This window comes from Marinobacter panjinensis (assembly GCF_005298175.1).
In the GTDB taxonomy this organism is placed as follows: Bacteria; Pseudomonadota; Gammaproteobacteria; order Pseudomonadales; family Oleiphilaceae; genus Marinobacter; species Marinobacter panjinensis.
The window spans coordinates 2,212,576-2,233,192 of sequence record NZ_SZYH01000001.1 but is presented as its reverse complement, the minus strand read 5'-3'; the positions used below and the strand labels follow the sequence as shown (position 1 = coordinate 2,233,192).

Here is a 20,617-nt window from a genome sequence, read left to right as displayed (position 1 = left end):
CAGCCATGAACGTGTACGAAACCGACGAACTGCTCAGCCAGTATCTGGGATTTCATTTCGGTGAGAGCTATTTCGGAATCGGCAATTACCCGGCCCGTTGTGCCGGCATCTGTCAGGAACTGATGGCCGGCCGGGATAAACGCAAGGCTCTGGACCTGGGATGTGCGGTTGGCCGCACAGCGTTCGAGCTTGGCAGGGTGTTTGAACAGGTTGCTGGTGTGGATCTTTCGAAAAGCTTTGTGGATGCGGCGCAAAACCTCCGGCATACGGGAGCGATCGATTATTTTCGCCGGGACGAAGGGGAACTGGGAACGCGAGCCACGGTAAGCCTTGAAGAGCTTGGCCTGGCGAGAGCGGCCGAGCGGGTATCCTTCGCCACGGGTGATGCCTGCCGGCTGGGAGAAGAGCACCGGGACTACGACCTGATTTTTGCCGGTAACCTGATTGACCGCCTGCAGGATCCTGGGGCATTCCTGGGGGATATTCACCAGCGCCTCGCCGATGGTGGCACACTGGTGATCAGCTCGCCCTATACCCTGATGGAAGAGTTCACGCCCAGGAACAACTGGATTGGCGGGTTTGAACGTAACGGCCAGCCACGTACAGTTCTGGACGGTATGCGGGAAATCCTGTCGCATCACTTTGAAGAAATACAGCCGCCGCAGGATGTGCCCTTCGTGATCCGGGAGACCCGCCGCAAATTCCAGCACACCATTGCAGAACTCAGTGCCTGGCGCAGAACCCGCTGATCAGCCGATGCGAGTGAAAAAGGCGGTCTGGGTGGGGTGCCCGACATCGGGTACAAACTCCCCGATACCGCCGAAATGGACAGCGTAGCCATTACGTTCCGCCACCCCCCGGGCCCAGCGCTGGAACTTGAGCCGGTCCCATTCAAACTTGTGATCCTCCTCGCGGAATTGTCCGGGCGCCAGATCGAACAGCGGATTGTATTCACGGTTGGGGGTAGTCATGAACAGGCAGCCGGGCCGATACTCTCCAAACACGGCCCGTTCAACCCGTGAAAGTTGCTCCGGATTGACGTGTTCAATGGTTTCCACCATGGCCGCTGCCTCATAGCCTGCAAGCGCCGGATTGCTCTCGGCGTAGGACCCACGGATCAGATGGACCCTGGCAGGTTCTTCGTTCAGGTAATCTGCCAGAACCGAACGTGCCTGGCGCAGGGAAACGCCGGAATCTTCCAGTCCGGTAACCTCATCGAACTGATCGTCTGCCAGTAGTCGGTAAAGCAGGGAACCTGACCCGCACCCCAGATCCAGCACGCGCCGGGCACCAGTCGTCTTTATCGTTCTGAACACAAAGTTCAGGCGTTCCTCATGCAGGGACGTCATCTGGGTCATGGTGTGTTCGTCGGAACCCCTGGGTTGGTACATCAGGTTGTCCCCGCGGTTTGTGATGTTATGGCGTGCAGTTGATCCTGGAGGTGGCTGGCCAGTGCCACACCGGTTTCGCTCATGGTGAGATAGGCCTCATCAGCACCTGCCTCGCGGATTTTTTTAGCTTCATCGGCGTACATGGTGTGGGCCACGATGTAACCGGTAAACCCCTTGCGGCGTAACATTCGCGCTGCGATCACTTTACCCTCGATGTCATTCATGGCAAGGATAACCGCCTTCACTCCCGGCATGTGCAGTCCCTGCCAGAAGGTAGTGTCTTCGGCATCGGCGAAGACCACATTGCGGCCTGCTTCCTGATGTTTCTGTGTTTTCGCCGGGTCCGAATCCAGCCCTATTATCTCCGCTTCGGATTCCCGCAGCCAGTCATAGGCAGCTGTCCCGGTTCTTCCCATGCCCATGACCAGGACCCTGGTATTGCCGAGAGAAATGGGTTGCTCGTCCGGGTGATGGGTCCGGCTTTCAAACTTCACCAGGGAACCGGACCAGCGTTCGTAAAGGGAGTGAGCGTAGCGATTGACCGGTGCGGAAATCACAAAGGACAACGACACCGTAATCGCCAGGGGAATCAGCCATTCTGGCAGGGCAACGCTGGCGACAATCAGGCCGAACTCACTGTAATTGGTCAGCGACAGAGAGCTGAGGAAACCACTTCGTGCTCGCAGCCGGAATAGTAGCAGCAGGAAGAAGAACAGCATGCCTTTCAGTGGCAGAACGATCGCGGCGACCACCGCGAACACCAGTGCCTCGCCATCTGGCAGACCGCCGATACCAATCTGCAGGAAGAAGCCCACCAGGAAAACTTCCTTCACACTCCAGAGTGACTTTGCCAGCTCCTGGGAGCGGGGGTGGTTGGCCAGCATGGCGCCAAACACCAGGGCACCCAGCTCCGAGCTCAGCCCGATCGCTTCGAAGCCCAGGCCGCCGACAACCAGTGCCAGTAACAATCCCAGAAGAACAAGCAGCTCATCATGGCCGCTGGCGTCCAGAAGCTTGAACAGCAAGGGTCTCAGCAGCGGCAGGCCAAACACGATCAGCGCCCACTGGGACGGCGTCTGGCCTGCGGCCAGGCTCATCACCACCAGTGCGATCAGGTCCTGCATGATCAGGATGCCGATGGCGACTCGACCATGAAATGCCCGCAGTTCGCGCTTGGTCTCCAGTACCTTGGCTGCCAGCACCGTGCTGGAAAAAGAGAGAGCGATGGCCAGTATGAAGGCCGTTTGCCAGTCCAGCTCCATCAACAGGTAAAGGCCCGGTGTGAAGACCAGACACGTGATGCCAAAGTGCAGCAGACTTCCGCCAATGACCTCAGCGCTTACAATGGAGCGCAGCTTCAGTTTCAGACCGACGGTAAACAGAAGCAGCAGCACGCCCAGGTGGGCGATGTGCTCCAGCACATCGGTTGCTTCAACGGCAATGTTGGTGGCGGCGGCGATGCCGCTGAGCACGAAACCGGCGGCCAGGTAGCCTACCAGCGGAGGCAGGCCAACGGCCTTGACCAGCAGGCCAAGGGCAAAGGCAAAAGAGATCCAGATGGCTTCAGGCATGGCTTACTTCACGGTTGAAAAACAGGGCTTTGGCAAGGCTACCGTGTTTCAACCAGAAACTCACGAAACAGCTGCGCCGATTCCTCTGGAACCTCCACCATGGGTGCATGCCCCACGCCTTCAAGCAGAACTTTGCGGGCATCGGGAATCTGCTCAACGAACACATCGGCGTTACGGTAGTTGATCACCCGGTCTTCCATGCCCCAGATTACCAGCACAGGGACTTCTATTCGGGTGATGGCAGTGCGGAAATCGGGTTCGTATCCGCTGTCGCGGATAGCAGCGAAGATCACCTGATTGACGTCGCGGTTGGCGATGGCCCTTTCCTCCATCACCTCGTAAATCGGCCAGGGAACAAAGGGTTTCTTCTCCAGGGCAAAGTCAATCAGGCGCTTGAAATCGCCCTCTTTGGATGGAATCAGGGGGTTGTCACCTTCCAGTACCAGCTCTACCAGCTCGCTGTCATACTTGAAGATGCCGGCAGGATCGAACAGCACAGCGGAACGCACCTGGCCCGGAAAGGTGGCTGCGTAGAGCGCGGTAATGGCGCCGCCCATGGAGTTACCCATCATATGGGGTTTATCGATATCCAGAGCTGCAAGGATTTTCGATACGTGGCCTACCTGATCTTCAAAGCGGTATCCCAGGTCCAGCGCTTTGCTGCTGTCGCCATGGCCGGGCAGGTCGATCGCGTATACGTTGAACTCATCGGTCAGTTCCCCTGCCAGCCGGGTCCAGTTGTCCTTGTTGGCGCCAAAGCCGTGAATAAGTACGATGGTTTCTCCGGCCACCGGTTCCGCGTTGCTCAGGTACGCGATGGTCATGTCATCCACCTGAACACTGGACGCCTCAAGCCCGGCTCCGGAGCGCTCCCAACTGATGGCGTTGTCGTACAGGCTCTGACGGGAACAGGCACTGAGCAGCAGGGTACTGATCAGCAGTGCGATCACGGGGAAAATGGGTCTGGCTGTCATCGGGGGCCGGCTCCTTGCGGAAGGGTTTCAAACGTCCGTTTACAGAAGCGCTTACACTACCCCAAAAAAAGACCCGGTCAAGGACCGGGTCGAAGGATTGCTGAGTTAACCCGTTGAGCGACGGGACTTGTCCCTTTCAGACCTCAGAAGTCAACACTGATGCCGACATAGGCTGTCCGGGGCAGGTTGGGGCGTGCGCCATGGGGGCTGCGGGACACAATTTCCTGGTCATCAAGCACGTTATCCACCTTGGCATAAACACGGGTAGACGGATTCAGGGCATAGCTGCCGGAGAGGTCCACCACGGTGTAGTCGTCAGTTTTGCGGAAGGTGTTGTCTGTGCCGGAACGGTCACAGGTATTGTCCGTGCAGGTGTCATCAACATACGAGACGTTGACGTAGGCATCCCAGAGATCGCCATCACGCAGGCCAGCGCGCACAGCGGCAACATTTTGCGGCAGGTCAGCCAGGTTGTCGCCTTTCAGCACGCTGCCATCGTCGCTATCCCTGGTGACTTCGGCATCAGTGTAGGTCCAGGTGGCCTGCACCGGTGCCGCCAGGCCGTTCGCCAGTGTGAACTCATAGGCGGCCAGTAGCTCGAGGCCCTGGATTTCTGACTCGCCTTCACTGACGGTTCCGGAATCGATGGTCTGGTTGCCGACACTGCAGGGGTTGGCGATAGAGCAGTTTCTCACCGTGTTTTCGTAATCGCTGTAGAAGGCGATGGCTTCGGCACGCAAGGCGCCATCGTTATACCGTGCACCGGCCTCGAAGTTGGTGCTCAGTTCCGGCTCCACATTGGTACCACCAGAGCCGGCCGGCGCCATACCACGGTGTACACCGCCTATCAGGGTAACCGTTGAGTTCAGGCGATAGGTGGCGCCGAGACCGGGCAACAGTTCGCTGGTGTCGTTGCTGGCGGTTTCGGTTTCACTGGCGGACGTGCGCTGCGTTGTGCTCCAGCGGGTCTGGGAGGTTTCGATATCCTCGTAGCGCAGCAGGGCGGTCACGGTCAGGTCCGGGTTGATGGCAATCCGGTCTGCCACAAAAAGGTTGAGGGCTTCGGCTTCGTCAATGCGGTTGTCGCCACCGGTGGGTGCGATCTGTTCAACAAACTCGAAGGCCGGACGGCCATTGTTGATGACCTGCTCGTAGCGGTCCTTGGGCTGGAAGCGATCCGCTTCATCCTCGTGCACGCGGGCACCAACAGTAATGTCGTGGCGCATACCTGCCAGGGTGAGGCCATAGTCCGCTTTCACTTCAATGCCCTGGGACAGGTATTCACGGGCGCCATTGGTCAGCGTGAATGGGCCGACAGGCTCGGTTCCCTGAAGCTGGTTGTAGGCTGTCTGGTCACCATTGTTGGCCGCTTCGATCAGGCTGTTGAAGTTGCCCTTGAACCAGTTACGCTTGAACTCGTTGCGGTAGAGCGTGGTGGTCAATGACAGGTCTTCGGTCAGCTCCACCATGTGCCTCGCAGAGTAGCCCTTGTGGCGGTTGTCCATGTTGTCGAGCCGGGACAGAAAGTAACGCTTGTTAGGGTCGCGCCTGAAATCCTCGTCAGTCAGACCGAGGTAGGTTTCGTTGCTCAGTTCTTCGCTGTACTGGAACTTCAGGTCGAGCTGGTGGTAGACGTCAGCCGAGGCGTCGGAATTGAAGCGAGCCTTGGCGACATAGTCCTGCTTTTCAAAACCGGTGTCGCGGCTGGATTGCTGCAGATCCTTGAAGCCGTTGGTTTCTTCCTGGAAGGTCTCGATCAAGAAGGCGGCGTTGTCAGTGCTATTGCCGTACCAGCTGTGAATACGCTTGCCTGCATTTTCCGAAACTTCTGCCGTTACATGGCCGGCTTCGGACGAGGGAATCGGTGTCGACCGCAGGTTGATCGCGCCGCCTACAGTGTACGGGCCGTAACGGAGCAGATCCGGTCCTTTCAGTACCTCGATACCGTTCATTCTACCGAACGTAGGTGAGTAGTAGGCTGCCGGTGCCGAGTAGGGGGCAGGAGCGATCATCACGCTGTCTTCCATCAGGGTGATCTTGGAAGAACGGCCGGACCCGGAACCACGGATGCCGATGTTCGGGCGCAGGCCGTAGCCATCTTCTTCCTTCAGATAGACACCGGGCACCTCACGTACGCCCTTGTGAATATCCGTATACTTCATGGTTTCCAGGTCATCGCTGGAGACAACGTGAGCGGAGCCCGGCAGGGCGGATGCGGACGCATCGTCACCGATAATTACCAGTTCGCTCAGGCTCTGTTCCTGGGCCATGGCGGGAAGTGAGGCGGAAATAACGGCCAGCGCCAGCAGGTTTCGGGAAAAGGGTGTTGCCATATTGCTCTCCTGTTACAGCATGGTTAGATGAGGAGGGCAACTATACAAATGATAACCATTAACAACAAGTAAAAATTATCATTTGTATTCATATATTGAAGGCGGTGGAGTGTTTGTGAAATCCATCAAAGCATCTATTCTGGTTACGATTTGCCAATAACAATCATCATGAGGTTGCCATGAAACCCAGATTCAGTCTGGTTGGCCGTTATTCGTTCATTTCCCTGACCCTGATGATTGGTTCTGTCGCGGTACTCAGTGCGCTGTACACCGCAGTGTCGGACTCGGTTAACGAACGGCTCGCTGGCGAGCGTCTTGAAGCACAGGTCGCCGGTAACGCTAACCGGCTAACCAATTTCATCGAAAATCGGGTTTATCAGTTGGAAACACTGTCTACCCACCCTTCCATGCCATTGTATCTGGAATACAGCGAGGCCGTTCCCGAAGGAGTCAGGGAACTGGTGCGGGTAGAGGCCGACTCACCAGACCTCTATGGCATCCTGTTTTTTGATAGCGGCAACAACCTGTTGGACGTGGTTCCGGGCCAGGCCGCTTCCGGAAGCCCATACTGGAACCGTGAAGGCTGGTCGCTGGCGGGGCTACCCGTTGTCGATTTCGGTATCAGTGACATTATCGGACCGTGGCTGCCGGATACCGGTGGCCCGGCCTGGCTGCTCATACGCCAGCCGTTGCGGACCGGGGCAGAGCAGGCAGTGCAGGGCTCGATTGCCCTGCATGTGCGACTGGCATCGCTGACTGAACTGATGCGTACAGAAAATCTGGCCGGGGTGTTGAGGCCGTTCCTGCGTACGCCCACTGGCGAACTGCTGGATGCAACGGGTAACCTTCAGGCAACGGTGCCTAAAGACCTGCGTACCGGTCCGGAAGTATTGCCCGGCTGGCGTATTGACTATGTGGTTTCTGCGGGCGAGATCCTGAGTCCGTTGCGTAACGCCCAGCTGGGGCTATATGCCTTGGCCGGCGTATTGGCCCTGGGAACGGTACTTCTGTTCTGGGCACTTGCCAGAAGCCTGCGCCGGCGAGTCGCCCGGTTGATGGAGGGGGCCGAAGCCTTTGCCTCCGGCGACCTGCACTTTCGTTTGCAGGCTCCCAAAAATGACAAGGACGAAATCGACGTTTTGGCACACGCCTTCAACGCCATGGCAGACCGCTTACAGGAAATGATCCAGCGCACCGTCCAGGCGGAGAAAATGGCTGTGCTCGGGGAATTCGCCACGGGTGTTGCCCATGAGGTGCGTAATCCGTTGGCCACCATCAAGTTGACCGTTCAGGCTCTGGAGAAGCGCGAGCCAGACAAGCAGCGCAGGGAATTGCTGGTGTCAGTCGAGGATGAAATTGATCGCCTAAATCGTGTCGTCGGAGACCTGCTGGATTATGGCCGGCCGGTGCCAGGGGAGGCCCAGCAGGTGGAGATCCGCAAAATTTTCCGCCATGCCTCGGTACTTACCTCCGGGCTGGCGGACAGTCGCCAGGTGACAGTCAGTACCACGGGCGATTCAAGCCTTACCATTCACGCCAGTCCGGACCAGATCATTCAATGCCTCGTCAATCTTGTAGCCAATGCGGTTCAGGCCTGCAAGCCGGGAGGGATGGTGCATCTCAGAGCCTATCGCAATGGTCATTGTCTGACGGTGGAGGTCACCGATAACGGTTGCGGTATGTCCGGGGAAACCCTCAGGCGTGTAACCGAGCCGTTCTTTACCACCCGTTCCGACGGTACAGGGCTTGGCCTGAGCATTACCCGTCAGCTTATCGAGATCAATGAAGGGGAAATGGATATTCGCAGCCTGCAGGGACAGGGAACAACGGTGTTTGTAACCCTGCCCGCCGGCAAGAGTGGTAACCTGACAACAGGCCGTTAAAAAGACAGACCAATAAAAAGAGAGCACCTGAAAACCATTATGCGCCTGAACATCCTGATCGTTGATGACGAAAAGAGTTTTGTGAGGTCTTTGACCTTCGCACTCCAAGAAGCCGGGTATAGCACCAACTGTGCTCATTCCGGCGAGGATGCTTTGGCCATCCTGGAACGGGGTCTCCCCGACCTGGTGCTGCTGGATTTGCGGCTGCCAGGTAAGAGTGGCATGGAAATTCTGGACGAAACGGTCCGCCTGTACCCGGATGTGCCGGTGGTGATGATTTCGGCTCATGGCGATACACGGGCAGCGGTACAGGCAGTGAAAGCCGGCGCTACGGATTACCTGACCAAACCATTTGCCCTGGATGAGTTGCTCCACCTGGTTGAATCGGTAACTGAGCGCACCCGGATGCGTGATGAGCTGGCCTACCATCGCAGCCGGGCTGCCTCGTCTTCCGGCCTGATGGGCGATAGCGACGCCATGCAGCTGCTCTGGCAAAAGGTGCAACGGGTATCGGCCAGCAGCGCTGGACGGATTCTTTTGCTGGGTGAATCAGGAACCGGTAAAGCGCTTGTGGCGAAGGCCATTCACGAGCACAGCCCCCGGGCCTCCGAAGCCTTTGTTGAAATTAACTGCGCGGCTCTGCCAGAGCAGCTCATTGAAGCAGAACTCTTCGGCGCCGAAAAAGGGGCTTATACAGGCGCCCACCAGAAACGGGCCGGTCTTGTGGCTCTGGCGCATAACGGCACCTTATTCCTGGATGAGATCGGGGAGTTACCGCTCTCTCTGCAGGCCAAGTTCCTGCATTTCCTTGAAAACGGTGACTACCGCCCTGTGGGCGGCGGCGCCAGCGCAACGTCAGATGTCCGGGTGATTGCTGCGACCAATCGATCGCTGGAAGCGGAGGTCCGTAACGGGCGCTTCCGGGAGGACCTGTATTTCCGGTTGAACGTTATCGAGCTTACCATTCCACCATTGAGGGACCGGGAGGACGATGTTTGTAAGCTGCTGGAAATGTTCATCGAATCCCAGGCCCGGGAAGAGGGTTGCCGGCCCATCACCATGCTGCCTGAAACACTGGCCCGCCTGAGCGCCTACAGCTGGCCAGGTAACGTACGGGAGCTGCGCAACCTGGTAGAGCGACTCACCATTCTCTATCCGGGGCAGTCGATTCGCCCCCATCAATTGCCCGGTGAATTTCTGGCAACCAGCATCAGGCCACCGGCCGATCAGGATCACGCCAGTGCGTCCTTTGATCAGCATTTGCAGCAGACCGAGCGTCAGCTGTTGCTGGACGCCCTTGAGAAAACCGGCGGCCGCAAAGGAAAAGCCGCTGAACACTTGGGGTTGTCCCGCCACGCCTTCAAGCGTCGTTTGCAGAGGTTGGGTATGGGTTGATGAGCGCTTTCCGCTCATACTTGCTGTCATAAATGAGCGGATAACGCTCATTCTTCCTGTTTTTACCGCTCAATAGTGAAGTGGAGGGCCTCTCACGCCGGACTCCGGCCCCGCTTTAGGGCATTGGCCTCACTCTTGCTACACCTCCCTGTAACTGGTTTACAACAATAATCCAAAACCATACGCCGGACACGACCGGCTCGGGAGGCTGACTTGCCGGGACTGAACCCCCGCCTGTACCAGACAGTACCGACCCTGTTGCACCGCTTCTGGTCTTGCCAGCGGCCACGGCAGCTCTGTTTGGCAGCGATTGTATTGCTCGCCAGTGGCGCCCTCCGTGCAGAAGCGCCGGCCCAGCCATCGACTCCACCGGTGGGCAGGGTAGAGTTGGGGGTAGACGACAGCCATGCCGATGCCACTGTTGCCTGCATGTATCCGATGACCGGCCGCTCCGCCAGCTTTGGCCGGGACAGCATTGTAGCCATCCAGCTTGCTCTCGAAGAACTCTCCTCTGACCCTGATGCTCCGCGCCTGCGGGTGATTGTGGACGATTCCCGCTCCAAGGCATCGTTCGCGGTGCGGATGGCTGAAGACTTCATTCAGAACGACGAGGCGAATATTCTCTGTGGCATGGTCAGCTCCGGTGTTGGGATGGCCGTCAGCCGATTGGCGAAACAGCGCAAGATCATCATGGTGGGGACCGATCACGCGTCATCACGAGCCTCCCTCGAGGAGGGGCATCGCTACTATTTCCGGGTATCGAGTGACACCTGGTATTCACACGCAGCCGGTGCCCGTTACCTGGCAGAACTTCAGGAGAAAAACGGTTGGCAGAAACTTGCTTTCCTGGGGCCAGATTATGAATACGGTCGGGTCGCCTGGCGCGATCTCAGGCAAGCCCTGAATCAGAACGGCACCCGCTACGAGGTAACCGGTACTTATTGGCCCAAGTTGTATGAACCGGACTATTCGCTTTACATCCAGTCACTATTGGAGTCCCCGCCGGATGTGCTGGTGGTTTCTCTCTGGGGCGGTGATTTTATTGCTTTTCTGGAACAGGCCCGTACCACGCAGTTGTTCAGCCACATGCGGGTTGCCAATTTTGATGCCGGCGGTGATTACGAAACCCTTGTCAGCCTGAAGGATGATCCACCGGAAGGGCTCATACTGTCTGCACGTCATCACGTGAACTGGCCGGAGACGGAGCAGAACCGCCGGTTCGTTACCCGCTTTCACGAGCTATCCGGCCGTTACCCGAGCTATTCCGCCCAGGGGGCCTACGCTGGCATGTTGGCCATAGCCCGGGCGATCCGTATTGCCGGCGATGCGACCGATACCGACGCCATGATCGAGGCGCTGGAAGGGCTGGAGATACCCCTGCCTAAAGATCCCGAGGGCTACGTTTCCTACATCGACCCGGATACCCACCAGATCGTTCAGGCCCAGGCCATCGGAACGCCCGTGGCCAACGATCAATACCCTCCTGCCCGCGTCATGTTGGGCAACTGGGTTGTCTACGATGCTGAATCCCTGAAACCGTCCCCCGCTTTGGTGAAAAAGCGACGCGGTGAACCCGGTGGCTGACCGCGATTGGTCACTACTCAAACCAATGAAGGCAAAAAAAAGCACAACCTTAAGTACGACAGAAAACAACAATCAAGGAGAACAAAATGAAAAATTCCAATCAACGGCCCATCTGGCAAAAAACGCTTCTGGGTACCGCAACGTCTGTGGCCATGGCATCGGTCGGTGTCATGGGTATGGCAGCAACCGCCAGTGCCGAGGAATCCTTCAAACTGGGGTTCGTGACCTTTCTTTCTGGTGGTGCCTCGGGGCCATTTGGCGTACCTGCTGCCCAAGGGGCAGAGATCGTGATCAAGGCGATCAACGAAGGCAGTCTGCCAGCGCCTTATAACACCAAAGGCGTGAATGGCCTGACACTCGAATCTGTTGTCGTCGATGAAGCGGGTGGTCCTACCAAGCAGGTTGAAGAGTACCGGAATCTGGTTCAGCGCCAGGACGTCGATGCAGTGATCGGTTATATCTCCTCCGGCGACTGCCTGGCGATCGGGCCGGTGGCCGAAGAGATGAAGATGTTCACCATCGCTTTCGACTGCGGTACCTCCCGTCTGTTCCAGGAGATTGAAGATCCCCAGTACATGTTCCGTACCGGTCTCGACGCAGTCGCGGATAACGTGGGGGCGGCACGCTATCTGGCGGAAACCCGTCCGGACGCTGTCCGCATTGCTGGTATTCAGCAGAACTACGCCTGGGGACAGGATTCCTGGCAGGATTTTACCCTGGCCATGGCGCAACTGATGCCGGAGGCTGAAATCGTCAATAACCAGACGCCACAGCTTTTCCAGGGCAGTTACAGTACTGAGATTTCAGCACTCCAGACCCAGCGTCCAGACATTGTTCACTCGTCCATGTGGGGCGGGGATATGGAGTCCTTCACCGCTCAGGCAAACGTGCGTGGCCTGCTGTCGCAAGCGACAGCGATTCTTACCACCGGTGAATCCGGCTTGCACCGTTTTGACGGCCAGGCACCCAATGGCACGATTCTGGGTGGTCGCGGGCCCTTCGGCGGCTTCATGCCGGAAAATGACCTGAGCGAATGGTTTACCAAAGCTTATGTTGCTGAGCATGGAACACCTCCAAGCTATCCGGCCTCTAAGGCCGCTCAAGCGGTCCTGGCTCTGAAGTTCGCCGCCGATAGTTCTGGCGCCGAGGGTGTGCCCAGTTCTGAGCAACTGGCCGCAGCACTCAAAGGTGCCGAGTTCGAATCCGTAAGCGGTACTGTGCGCATGGCCCTGGCGGGTGGTCATCAGGCCCTGCAGCCAATGTCCTACGGTGAATACCATTTTGAGAATGGTGAGGCTGAACTGCGCAATGTCCGGTCCTATTCCGGCGAGTGTGTGTCTGCTCCGGATGGCTACAACGCCCAGCAATGGATCAAGGAAGGCTTCCCGGGGGTCGACTGTAACTGATCCACTGATCAACCACCGGCCGCTGAAAGGCGGCCGGTGGACCGATATTAGGAGTACACACCGATGCTAACGGTCTGGGCAATATTGATCGACGGTTTCATCTACGCGTCCTGGTTGTTTCTGGTGGCGGCGGGTTTGACTGTCATCTACGGCGTTATGAGAATTCTGAACATGGCCCACGGAAGCCTCTACGCCCTGGGGGCCTATGCCGCCGCTTCGGCGCTGGGGTGGTATTACTCCGGGGGCGGAGAGAATCTGGCCATGGCATTTGCCATTATCGCAGCCTCCGCGATATTGATCGGTGCGCTAACCGGGCTGGCCATTGAGCGAGGCATACTGAAGCTTATGTATGGTCGCGATGAGATCCTGATGCTGCTGATTACGTTTGCCGTATTGTTGATTCTCGAAGACGTAATGAAGCTGATCTGGGGCACGACACCTTACTTTGCGTATCAACCATACGCCGCTCTCGGCCGGATCAACATTGATGTACTGACTGTATCCCGTTACGACCTGCTGGTACTGGTGGTCTCGGTCGTTATTGGCGTGGGCTTGTGGTTCTGGCTTGAGCGCACAAAGATCGGCAAGATCCTGCGTTCCATCATTCACGACCGGGAAGTGTCCGAAGCCATGGGCGTTAATGTGCGCCGCATGTTCACTATCACCTTCATGATCGGGGCAACTCTGGGCGCCATCGCCGGCGGTATTACAGCTCCCATTATCTCCGTGGTACCGGGACTCGGGATTGAGGTCATTGTACTGGCTTTTGCAGTCGTGGTGACCGGCGGCCTGGGAAGCATCACCGGCGCGGCCGTGGGCGCTGTCATCGTCGGTCTTGCGCGAGCGACGTCTATCCACACCATGCCCGAACTGGAACTGTTCATCATTTACGCCGTGATGGCTGGAGTGTTGATCTTCCGACCCCATGGCCTGTTTGGCCAGGTGATTGCGAGGAAAATCTGATGATCCTGGGAAAAAGCGAAATTGCCCTGATAGGTGCCGCCGTCGCCATTGCCCTGGCGTCACTGGTGGTTCCGAACTGGCTTGTTTTTACCGCCACCCTGGCTATTTCCACTGCTCTGGTGGTGATGGGGGTGGTTATGCTTATGCGGGCGGGCCTGGTGTCGTTTGGTCAGGGGCTGTTCTATTGCCTTGGCGGCTACGCTGTGGGTCTGGGTGGCCGTTATCTGGGCATAACGGATGCTCTGCTGTTGATTGTTCTTGGTGTCGCGGTGACGGTTGGCGTTGCCATGATTCTGGGGCTGCTTGTCACGCGCTACCGGGAAATATTCTTCGCTATGTTGTCCCTGGCGTTCTCGATGATTCTGTACGGGCTTCTGGTCAAAAGCCATGGGCTGGGAAGCACAGACGGCTTCGGTGTTGTGGACTGGACTATCCTGGGCTTCTCCCCGGGTTCAGGTGAGAGCAGTTCAAGGACCGCCCTGCTGCTGGCGCTCGGGTTAGCGCTGGGCATTGCCCTGTTTCTCAATCGTTATTTCCGCTCCAGTCTCGGCCTGGCCTGCGAGGCAATCCGGGAAAACGAAGTGCGGGTTGAGTACATGGGGGTATCGCGCAAGCAGGTGCTCTATATCAACTATGTGATAGCGGCTGCGGTCGGCTCTATTGGCGGTTCCATGACTGCGCTGGCCGCTGGCCATGTCGACCCCACCATGGCCTACTGGACCATTTCCGGTGAGTTCGTGTTCATCGCTATCCTCGGCGGTACAGGACATGTGGCGGCCCCCTTTATCGCCGCGTTGATCTTCACCCTGGTAAGAACCTATGCCATTGAACTGGCGCCCAATGCCTGGCAAATGATCCTGGGTATCGTGCTACTGCTGATCATTCTCTTCCTGCCCAAAGGCATCTGGAGCCTGTTTACCCGCAAGAAAGGGGTGGCCTCATGACCGAGATTCTCAAAACCGTCGGTTTGTCCCGGTATTTTGGTGCGGTGACAGCCGCTGAAGACATCAATGTAACCATCACCGAAGGGGAGATTGTCGGTGTCATTGGGGCGAACGGCGCCGGGAAGACCACCTTCATCAACATGGTGACCGGTTACCTGCCTCCGTCCAGCGGCACCATTGAGTTCGGGGGTAAACCCATCAAGGGCCTCGGGCCACGCAAGTTGATGAGAAAGGGACTGACCCGTTCTTTCCAGATTCCGCAATTGTTTCTGGAACTTCCGGTGATCGACAACCTGGCGATCGCTCTGGCGGCTGCTGACCATCAACAGTTCCAGATGATTCGGCCGGTGCACACGGCAAAGCGGCTGGAAGCGGCTGGAGAAATTCTGGCCCAGATGAACATCGCGCAGTACCGTAATGAAATGGTTACCGCCATGCCTCAGGGGGCACGCAAGCTGCTGGACATTGCCATTGCCATGCTGGGGAGCCCCCGGATGTTGCTGCTTGATGAGCCCACCAGCGGTGTCAGCGTGGAAGAGAAATACACCTTGATGGACACGGTAATGGAGGCGGTTCGCCAGCGGGGCCTGACGGTATTGTTCGTTGAGCATGACATGGAAATTGTTCAGCGATACGTGACGCGGGTATTGGCCTTTGCCAGTGGTATTGTGATCAAGGACGGCCCGGTGGACGAAGTACTGGCGGATGAGAAGGTCCAGGAACTGGTGACCGGCAAGCCGAAGACGGCTAAAACCGAAGGAGGCGCCTGAAATGAGCCTTGAAATTGCTAATCTCGACGTTTCCATTGAGGGTATCAGTATTCTGCGGGACATTAACCTGAGCATTCCGCAGGGCCAGATGGCAGGTCTGATCGGCCATAACGGCGCCGGCAAGACCACGCTGATTCGCGCCATTATGGGTCTTCTGCCTGCGACCCGGGGATCCATTACCTTCAAAGGCCAGGACATCAGCAAACTGCCGTCCCACCGACGGGCCAATCTACGCATCAGTTACATGCCGGAGGACCGCAGGCTGATACCGGACCTGACTGTGTCGGAGAACATGCTCATGCCGGCGTGGGCCAATAACATCAAGGATGGTGAAGAACGCCTGAAATGGGTCTATTCGCTGATGCCTGAAATTGCGGACTTCGGTGAGCGAAAGGCCCTGCAGTTGTCCGGCGGCCAGCAGAAACTCGTGGCCTTGGGCCGGGCGCTGATTCCGGGTCGGGAACTGATTCTGCTGGATGAGCCGTTTGAAGGTGTCGCACCGGTCCTGGCCAGGCGTTTGTCCGAGGTCATTGCCGACCTGCGCGCAGAGGGCCTGACGGTACTGATCGCGGAATCCGACGATAGCCACTCCGCTGATCTGGTGGACGCCACCTGGCGCATTGAGCGCGGATCCGTAACCGCGGGCCGAAAGGACCCGTCTGCTTCGTTGGCCTGACCATAGAACAGAAACCGACTGAGGAAATACGCCATGAAAATTCGAGCCGCAGTTTTGCAAGCCATCGGGGCAGAGCGCCCTTATCAGAACACCAGGCCCCTGGTGATCGAAGAGTTGGAGCTGTCTCCGCCCGGCGACAATGAAGTGCTGGTAAAGATCAAAGCAGCCGGCCTGTGCCATTCCGATCTCTCCGTTATTGACGGCAACCGCCCCAGGCCTGTGCCGATGGCGTTGGGCCATGAAGCAGCCGGTATCGTTGAGGCGGTCGGCAATGGCGTCCGCGACCTCAGTGTCGGAGATCATGTGGTCGCAGTGTTTGTGCCCAGTTGTGGACACTGCGCTCCCTGTGCAGAAGGCCGTCCGGCCCTGTGTGAGCCGGCGGCAAAAACCAACAATGCTGGCACTCTGGTCAGCGGTGAGCACCGGCTGCATCGGGCGGACGGCACCCCGGTCAACCACCACCTGGGGGTATCCGCCTTTGCGGACCACGCGGTGGTGTCGCGGGATTCACTGGTCAAGGTTGATGCGGATCTGCCCTTGCATCACGCTGCACTTTTCGGTTGCGCCGTATTGACGGGTGTGGGGGCCGCGATCAACTCGGCAGATATCAAGGCAGGCCAGACCGTTGCTGTGATCGGCCTCGGCGGCGTTGGTCTGAACAGTGTGCTGGGGGCTCTGGTTGCAGGCGCGGGTGAGGTGATTGCCATCGATCTGGACGACAGCAAACTGGCACTGGCCAAAGAACTTGGTGCCACCCACGCCTTTAACTCCGGTGAAGAGGGTTGTGTCGACAGGATCAAGGCATTGACCAACGGCGGTGTTGACTGTGCTATTGAAATGGCCGGGTCTGAAAAAGCCCTGGAATTCGCCTACCAGATCACTCGCCGTGGTGGAACCACCGTCACCGGTGGCCTGGCCCACCCGGAAAAGAAAGTGTCTATCCAGCAGGTGAGTCTGGTGGCAGAAGAGCGCACGCTCAAGGGGAGCTATGTCGGTAGCTGTGTGCCGGTTCGCGACCTTGCCCGTTATGTCACCCTGTTCCGCCAGGGCAAATTACCGGTGGACAAATTGCTCAGTGACACCCTGACGCTGGATGAGATCAATGACGGATTCGAGAAACTGGCTTCCGGCAAGGCCGTTCGACAGGTTGTGCTGTTTGATTAGGCCATAACGCAATAACACTGGTAGACGGAGAAATCTGTGGAACGAGATGAGTTTGGTGTTGTTTACCCTATCACCACCCGGTGGATGGATAACGATATATACGGGCATGTGAACAATGTGACCTACTACTCCTACTTTGACACCACCATCAACCGGTACCTGATCGAGGTTGGCGGGCTGGATATCAATAATGCACCGGTGGTTGGATACGTGGTCAACTCCAACTGTCAGTTCAAAAAACCGGTGGCGTATCCGGACGCACTGGAGGCCGGGCTCAGGGTGATCAGGATCGGCAACAGCTCGGTGACGTACGAGCTGGGTCTGTTCAGGAACGGCGATGTGGACCCGGCTGCGCTTGGCCAGGTCGTCCACGTGTTTGTTGACCGGGAACAGAATCGCGCTGCTGCGATTCCTCAAACCATTCGTGAGGCGCTTGAGCGTATCCTGATTTCCTGATTTGACCCTTCCAGGTATCAACCACCAAAAAAGCCCGGCGAGACCGGGCTTTTTTGGTGGCATTCCGCCATCAGGTGCTGGCAGAGTTTTCCCTAGCAACGGCCCGAAAAGCAATATCCTTGCGGCAGAATACGCCTTCCCACTGGATCCTTGCGGCGAGCTCGTAGGCGCGCTGCCGGGCTTCTGTGACAGACTGTCCAAGGGCAGTGGCGCATAGCACGCGGCCGCCGTTGGTAAGAACCTGATCCCCGTTGAGTCGTGTTCCCGCGTGGAATACTTTCTCACCGTCGGTTTCTGTTTCAGGCAACCCCGATATGACATCCCCTTTGTTGTAGCTTCCGGGATAGCCACCCGCTGCCAGCACAATGCCTACGGCGGGGCGCTCGTCCCAGTCCGAGCTGCACTGGTCGAGTTTGCCGTCGATAGCAGCCTGGCAGAGTTCTACCAGGTCCGATTTCATGCGCAGCATGATGGGCTGGGTTTCCGGGTCGCCGAAGCGGCAGTTGAACTCGATCACCTTGGGGGCACCGCTATCGTCAATCATCAGGCCGGCATAGAGGAATCCTTTGTAGGGATGGCCTTCCGCCGCCATGCCACGAACGGTCGGGTGGATTACCTCGTCCATGATGCGCTTGTGGATATCGCCTGTGACGACCGGGGCGGGAGAATAGGCGCCCATACCACCGGTGTTGGGGCCGGTGTCGCCGTCGCCCACGCGCTTGTGGTCCTGGGAGGTGGCCATGGGTAACACATGCTCGCCGTCCACCATAACGATGAAGCTGGCTTCCTCGCCTTCAAGGAACTCCTCGACAACCACGCGGCTGCCTGCATCACCAAAGGCATTGCCAGCCAGCATGTCGCGAATGGCGTCTTCAGCTTCTTCCAGAGTCATTGCGACGATGACGCCCTTGCCGGCCGCCAGCCCATCGGCTTTAACGACGATGGGTGCACCCTGCTTGCGAACGTAGGCCAGTGCCTGATCAACATCCGTGAAATTGCCGTAAGCAGCGGTGGGGATTTTCTGACGCTCGAGAAAGTCCTTGGTGAAGGCCTTGGAACCTTCCAGTTGTGCCGCGCCGGCGCTGGGGCCGAACACCCGCAGGCCACGTTCTTCGAACAGGTCGACAATGCCTGCCACCAGCGGTGCTTCCGGGCCGACAATGGTCAGGCCGACGTTGTTGGCAGCGGCAAAGTCCGCCAGGCCCTTGAGGTCCATCGCGTCAATGTTGATGTTTTCCAGGCCTGGTTCCCGGGCGGTGCCGGCATTGCCGGGGGCCACGAAGACACGATCCGCATCCGGGGATTGGGCGGCTTTCCAGGCGAGGGCGTGTTCGCGGCCGCCGGAGCCTATGACGAGTATGTTCATAGTTTTCATCCTGTTTGTCGGATTACGCCTGTGGCTAATCCGACCTACGGTCCAATTCTGAAGTTACGGTAGGTCGGATTAGCCGCAGGCGTAATCCGACAAGAGCCCGACTCCCAATCAGTGCCTGAAATGACGCATTCCGGTAAACACCATGGCAATGCCATGCTCGTTGGCCGCATCAATGACTTCCTGGTCCCGCATGGAACCACCCGGCTGGATAACGGCCGTGATGCCGGCCTGTGCGGCGGCGTCGATGCCATCCCGGAACGGGAAGAACGCATCGGAAGCCATAACCGAGCCTTTCACTTCAAGGCCTTCGTCGGCAGCCTTGATGCCGGCAATTTTCGCGCTGTAGACCCGGCTCATCTGGCCAGCCCCCACACCAATGGTGCGGCCGGCCTTGGCGTAGACGATGGCATTGGATTTCACATATTTGGCCACTTCCCAGGCGAACAGCAGGTCATTCAGTTCCTGCTCGGAGGGCTGGCGCTCGGTGACCACCTTGACGTCTTCCATGGCTACCATGCCCAGGTCACGATCCTGCACCAGCAGGCCGCCGGTGACGCGCTTGAAGTCCATGGTCTGGGCGCGCTCGACATCGAGCTCACCACAGGCCAGCAGGCGCACGTTCTTTTTGGCGGCCACAAGTTCCACGGCCTCCGGCGCTATGGTCGGAGCGATGATGACTTCCACGAACTGGCGGTCGATAATGGCTTTTGCGGTTTCGGCGTCCAACTCACGGTTGAAGGCGATGATGCCACCGAAGGCTGATGTCGGGTCAGTGGCAAAGGCCAAGTCATAGGCCTGCCCGATATCTGCGCCAATCGCCACGCCGCAGGGGTTGGCGTGTTTGACGATAACGCAGGCAGGGTCTGCGAAGGGTTTGACGCATTCCAGCGCCGCATCAGTATCCGCAACGTTGTTGTAAGACAGTTCCTTGCCCTGCAGCTGTTTTGCGGTGGCAATGCAGGCTTCCCGCGGGTTGCGCTCGGTGTAGAAGGCAGCCCGCTGGTGCGGATTCTCACCGTAGCGCATGTCCTGAACCTTCACGAACTGGGTGTTGAAGGTGCGGGGGAAATCCGCGTTGTCGTTGTCAGCAGTGCGCCCGCCCAGGTAGTTGGCAATGGCGCCATCGTAGCCGGCGGTGTGTTCAAAGGCCTTCACGGCAAGATCGAAACGGGTTTTGTGAGTAAGCTGGCCGTCATTGTCCTGCAGTTCTTTAAGAACCCGGCTGTAATCCGACGTGTTTACCACAATGGCGACATCGTTGTGATTCTTGGCGGCGGCGCGAACCATGGTGGGCCCGCCAATATCGATGTTCTCGATCGCTGTGGCCAGGTCACAGTCCGGTTTCGCCACGGTCTCCTCAAAGGGGTAGAGGTTCACGATCACCATGTCGATGGGATCAATGCCGTGCTCTGTCATCACCGCGTCGTCCGTGCCGCGCCGACCAAGAATACCGCCGTGTATTTTCGGGTGCAGGGTTTTTACGCGGCCATCCATCATTTCGGGGAAACCGGTGTGGTCACTGACCTCGGTGACCGGTACCCGGTTTTCCTTCAACAACCGGAAGGTGCCACCGGTAGAGAGCAATTCGATGCCGCGATCAGTCAGCGCGCGGCCGAACTCCACGATGCCTGTTTTATCGGACACGCTGATCAGCGCGCGACGTACGGGGGTATTAGCCTGATTTGCCATGGGTCACTTATTTCTGCTGGGTATGAACGAATGAAGGCCTCGC

General features: G+C 57.9%; 17 protein-coding genes. 11 read left to right on the top strand and 6 right to left on the bottom strand.

All coding sequences use genetic code 11. From position 1 onward, the window contains the following. The first annotated feature begins 5 nt into the window (after positions 1-5). Positions 6-749, top strand: a complete 744-nt coding sequence (locus FDP08_RS10290; RefSeq protein WP_137436058.1) for a putative 4-mercaptohistidine N1-methyltransferase — start codon at positions 6-8, stop codon at positions 747-749. On the opposite strand, the gene FDP08_RS10285 is transcribed toward FDP08_RS10290, so the two are convergent. From FDP08_RS10285 to FDP08_RS10270, 4 genes are all read right to left on the bottom strand, one after another. Next, the gene (locus FDP08_RS10285; RefSeq protein ID WP_137436056.1) at positions 750-1,391 is read right to left on the bottom strand and encodes a methyltransferase domain-containing protein; all 642 of its coding nucleotides are present in this window, start codon (positions 1,389-1,391) and stop codon (positions 750-752) included. After that, on the bottom strand, positions 1,391-2,962 hold the full coding sequence (locus tag FDP08_RS10280; protein ID WP_137436054.1) for a cation:proton antiporter family protein: 1,572 nt from the start codon (positions 2,960-2,962) through the stop codon (positions 1,391-1,393). Before FDP08_RS10280 ends, FDP08_RS10285 begins: the two co-directional genes overlap by 1 nt. Before the next feature lie 38 nt (positions 2,963-3,000). Continuing rightward, positions 3,001-3,936: an alpha/beta fold hydrolase gene (locus tag FDP08_RS10275; RefSeq protein ID WP_137436052.1), complete on the bottom strand. Its 936-nt coding sequence runs from the start codon at positions 3,934-3,936 to the stop codon at positions 3,001-3,003. 143 nt (positions 3,937-4,079) lie between these two features. Continuing rightward, on the bottom strand, positions 4,080-6,269 hold the full coding sequence (locus FDP08_RS10270) for a TonB-dependent receptor family protein (RefSeq protein WP_137436050.1): 2,190 nt from the start codon (positions 6,267-6,269) through the stop codon (positions 4,080-4,082). A 179-nt stretch (positions 6,270-6,448) separates the two neighbouring features. Here FDP08_RS10270 and FDP08_RS10265 point away from each other — a divergent pair, with 179 nt between their 5' ends. The 10 genes from FDP08_RS10265 to FDP08_RS10220 all read left to right on the top strand — a co-directional run bounded on the left by FDP08_RS10265 (position 6,449) and on the right by FDP08_RS10220 (position 17,510). Next, complete coding sequence (locus FDP08_RS10265; protein WP_137436048.1) at positions 6,449-8,152, top strand: sensor histidine kinase; 1,704 nt, start codon at positions 6,449-6,451, stop codon at positions 8,150-8,152. A gap of 39 nt (positions 8,153-8,191) precedes the next feature. After that, a complete protein-coding gene (locus FDP08_RS10260) occupies positions 8,192-9,547 on the top strand; it encodes a sigma-54-dependent transcriptional regulator (RefSeq protein ID WP_228263273.1) in 1,356 nt (451 codons plus the stop codon). A 213-nt stretch (positions 9,548-9,760) separates the two neighbouring features. Beyond that, on the top strand, positions 9,761-11,131 hold the full coding sequence (locus tag FDP08_RS10255; RefSeq protein WP_206077287.1) for an ABC transporter substrate-binding protein: 1,371 nt from the start codon (positions 9,761-9,763) through the stop codon (positions 11,129-11,131). A gap of 86 nt (positions 11,132-11,217) precedes the next feature. Continuing rightward, on the top strand, positions 11,218-12,537 hold the full coding sequence (locus FDP08_RS10250; protein WP_137436044.1) for an ABC transporter substrate-binding protein: 1,320 nt from the start codon (positions 11,218-11,220) through the stop codon (positions 12,535-12,537). Positions 12,538-12,600: 63 nt separating this feature from the next. Next, on the top strand, positions 12,601-13,500 hold the full coding sequence (locus FDP08_RS10245) for a branched-chain amino acid ABC transporter permease (protein ID WP_137436042.1): 900 nt from the start codon (positions 12,601-12,603) through the stop codon (positions 13,498-13,500). After that, positions 13,500-14,444: a branched-chain amino acid ABC transporter permease gene (locus FDP08_RS10240; protein ID WP_137436040.1), complete on the top strand. Its 945-nt coding sequence runs from the start codon at positions 13,500-13,502 to the stop codon at positions 14,442-14,444. Before FDP08_RS10245 ends, FDP08_RS10240 begins: the two co-directional genes overlap by 1 nt. After that, entirely contained in the window at positions 14,441-15,214 is a 774-nt protein-coding gene (locus FDP08_RS10235) for an ABC transporter ATP-binding protein (RefSeq protein ID WP_137436038.1), read from the top strand. The genes FDP08_RS10240 and FDP08_RS10235 overlap by 4 nt, the downstream gene beginning before the upstream one ends. A gap of 1 nt (position 15,215) precedes the next feature. Then, positions 15,216-15,890 carry an ABC transporter ATP-binding protein gene (locus FDP08_RS10230; RefSeq protein ID WP_137436036.1) on the top strand — a complete coding sequence of 225 codons (675 nt, stop codon included), beginning with the start codon at positions 15,216-15,218 and terminating at the stop codon, positions 15,888-15,890. 33 nt (positions 15,891-15,923) lie between these two features. Continuing rightward, entirely contained in the window at positions 15,924-17,054 is a 1,131-nt protein-coding gene (locus tag FDP08_RS10225; RefSeq protein ID WP_137436034.1) for a zinc-dependent alcohol dehydrogenase family protein, read from the top strand. A 36-nt stretch (positions 17,055-17,090) separates the two neighbouring features. Next, complete coding sequence (locus tag FDP08_RS10220; RefSeq protein ID WP_170979008.1) at positions 17,091-17,510, top strand: acyl-CoA thioesterase; 420 nt, start codon at positions 17,091-17,093, stop codon at positions 17,508-17,510. A 70-nt stretch (positions 17,511-17,580) separates the two neighbouring features. On the opposite strand, the gene purD is transcribed toward FDP08_RS10220, so the two are convergent. Together purD and purH are read right to left on the bottom strand one after the other, a co-directional pair. Further along, entirely contained in the window at positions 17,581-18,876 is a 1,296-nt protein-coding gene (gene purD / locus FDP08_RS10215; RefSeq protein WP_137436032.1) for a phosphoribosylamine--glycine ligase, read from the bottom strand. Positions 18,877-18,993: 117 nt separating this feature from the next. Continuing rightward, positions 18,994-20,574: a bifunctional phosphoribosylaminoimidazolecarboxamide formyltransferase/IMP cyclohydrolase gene (gene purH, locus FDP08_RS10210; protein WP_137436030.1), complete on the bottom strand. Its 1,581-nt coding sequence runs from the start codon at positions 20,572-20,574 to the stop codon at positions 18,994-18,996. Positions 20,575-20,617 lie beyond the last annotated feature (43 nt).

What these genes read in the sequence shown, in the direction of transcription:
- FDP08_RS10290 (WP_137436058.1), top strand. Translation starts at nt 6, where the DNA reads ATGAACGTGTACGAAACCGACGAACTGCTCAGCCAGTATCTGGGATTT.
- FDP08_RS10285 (WP_137436056.1), bottom strand. Translation starts at nt 1,391, where the DNA reads ATGTACCAACCCAGGGGTTCCGACGAACACACCATGACCCAGATGACG.
- FDP08_RS10280 (WP_137436054.1), bottom strand. Translation starts at nt 2,962, where the DNA reads ATGCCTGAAGCCATCTGGATCTCTTTTGCCTTTGCCCTTGGCCTGCTG.
- FDP08_RS10275 (WP_137436052.1), bottom strand. Translation starts at nt 3,936, where the DNA reads ATGACAGCCAGACCCATTTTCCCCGTGATCGCACTGCTGATCAGTACC.
- FDP08_RS10270 (WP_137436050.1), bottom strand. Translation starts at nt 6,269, where the DNA reads ATGGCAACACCCTTTTCCCGAAACCTGCTGGCGCTGGCCGTTATTTCC.
- FDP08_RS10265 (WP_137436048.1), top strand. Translation starts at nt 6,449, where the DNA reads ATGAAACCCAGATTCAGTCTGGTTGGCCGTTATTCGTTCATTTCCCTG.
- FDP08_RS10260 (WP_228263273.1), top strand. Translation starts at nt 8,192, where the DNA reads ATGCGCCTGAACATCCTGATCGTTGATGACGAAAAGAGTTTTGTGAGG.
- FDP08_RS10250 (WP_137436044.1), top strand. Translation starts at nt 11,218, where the DNA reads ATGAAAAATTCCAATCAACGGCCCATCTGGCAAAAAACGCTTCTGGGT.
- FDP08_RS10245 (WP_137436042.1), top strand. Translation starts at nt 12,601, where the DNA reads ATGCTAACGGTCTGGGCAATATTGATCGACGGTTTCATCTACGCGTCC.
- FDP08_RS10240 (WP_137436040.1), top strand. Translation starts at nt 13,500, where the DNA reads ATGATCCTGGGAAAAAGCGAAATTGCCCTGATAGGTGCCGCCGTCGCC.
- FDP08_RS10235 (WP_137436038.1), top strand. Translation starts at nt 14,441, where the DNA reads ATGACCGAGATTCTCAAAACCGTCGGTTTGTCCCGGTATTTTGGTGCG.
- FDP08_RS10230 (WP_137436036.1), top strand. Translation starts at nt 15,216, where the DNA reads ATGAGCCTTGAAATTGCTAATCTCGACGTTTCCATTGAGGGTATCAGT.
- FDP08_RS10225 (WP_137436034.1), top strand. Translation starts at nt 15,924, where the DNA reads ATGAAAATTCGAGCCGCAGTTTTGCAAGCCATCGGGGCAGAGCGCCCT.
- purD (WP_137436032.1), bottom strand. Translation starts at nt 18,876, where the DNA reads ATGAACATACTCGTCATAGGCTCCGGCGGCCGCGAACACGCCCTCGCC.
- purH (WP_137436030.1), bottom strand. Translation starts at nt 20,574, where the DNA reads ATGGCAAATCAGGCTAATACCCCCGTACGTCGCGCGCTGATCAGCGTG.